The 1212-nt window shown below is 45.0% G+C and carries 1 protein-coding gene; it reads right to left on the bottom strand.

The genetic code is table 11. The annotated features are described in order from the left end of the window. Positions 1-353: 353 nt before the first annotated feature. A partial coding sequence (locus tag AArcSt11_RS16835; RefSeq protein WP_250598865.1) for a hypothetical protein occupies positions 354-1212 on the bottom strand: 859 nt, incomplete at its 5' end.

The following is a 1212-nucleotide window of genomic DNA, read 5'->3' as shown; positions in this document are numbered from 1 at the left end:
TTCCAACACCCTGCTTCCTTCATTGAGAACGTTTCTATGACACGCTCCAGTCTAACAAAATACTTCTAATCAGGACACAATCTAGTATATAATCTTATTCATAATTCTGGATCCTATTAATTTGTAAAATATTTCCAGTAAATATTGAGATGTAAACTATATAATACTAAGTCCCTCATGCAGACCTCGTTATCACTTTTACGACGCTTCCCTGTTATAAGCAATATATGTTAGTCTGATCAGTAGGAGTGTTATTCGCATCTAACCACCTATATAAACTTTCCATCTGCAGAAGCATGACACATTACTGAACTAAAATGACCCGTGTGGGGAAGAATATTCTTCGGTTTAATTTAACAACTCATCATATCAAATGAGATTCCATGCTCGTCGTAGATCTGGAATGCGGCAGGGCAGTAGGATTTGTCGTGTGTTGGAATTCGGCCGTTTCGGAGGTAGGTAGTATGCTCCACGTGCGGCCCTATGAGTTGGAGATAGTCCCTCCACCTGTTGACTTCGCGGTAGTGAGGCGCGCCAGAATCACCGTTCGCCGCTTGCGTAGTCATCTCAACCCAAGTATTCCCTTCACCACAACGCGAATAGCCTTCCATGATACCAGTGACGATGCCGCTGTCATGACACGTTCTAGTTCCAAACTTATAACAATCTTCATTATTGCTCTCCATGTAGTCTAGGCCGGATTCAGTCACATATCCATCAATGTCCAGCCTTTCATTGACAACTCCAGAACTGACGCTGTGATCATAATCATCCGTATCAACTATCGCAAAATCAAGTCCGTGGCTGTAGTCTTGGACGTGGCCGATTAGATTGGGGTCTTTGTCCTCGGAGCACGTGACGCCCTGATACGCTGGCATTCCACTAATATCTACGCCGCAAGTCCCCTCATCGCTATCTGTGAATCCGTGAGCACTGGTCATCACGTGCGTCTCATCATTTTGAGTGACACCAGCTGTAATTGTAAGATTCCCCCACATGTCATCACATTCACCATCACCGTTGACGAAATAAGCTGAAATCATATCACCGCCCTGAATACAATCCACTATGTCGGTTCTACATGTATCACCACCGCCATGATCATCAAGGTGGACCTGATCTGCAGATGGCCTCTCCACAACATCGATTGGAATCTCTCGGCTCTGGTGAATCACTAGACAGCACCGGAACGAACCGTCAGAACTAGGAAGT

It is taken from the genome of Natranaeroarchaeum aerophilus, from assembly GCF_023638055.1.
Lineage (GTDB): Archaea > Halobacteriota > Halobacteria > Halobacteriales > Natronoarchaeaceae > Natranaeroarchaeum > Natranaeroarchaeum aerophilum.
The sequence above is the reverse complement of the archived record's forward strand: the minus strand, read 5'-3'. Positions and strand labels throughout refer to the sequence as shown.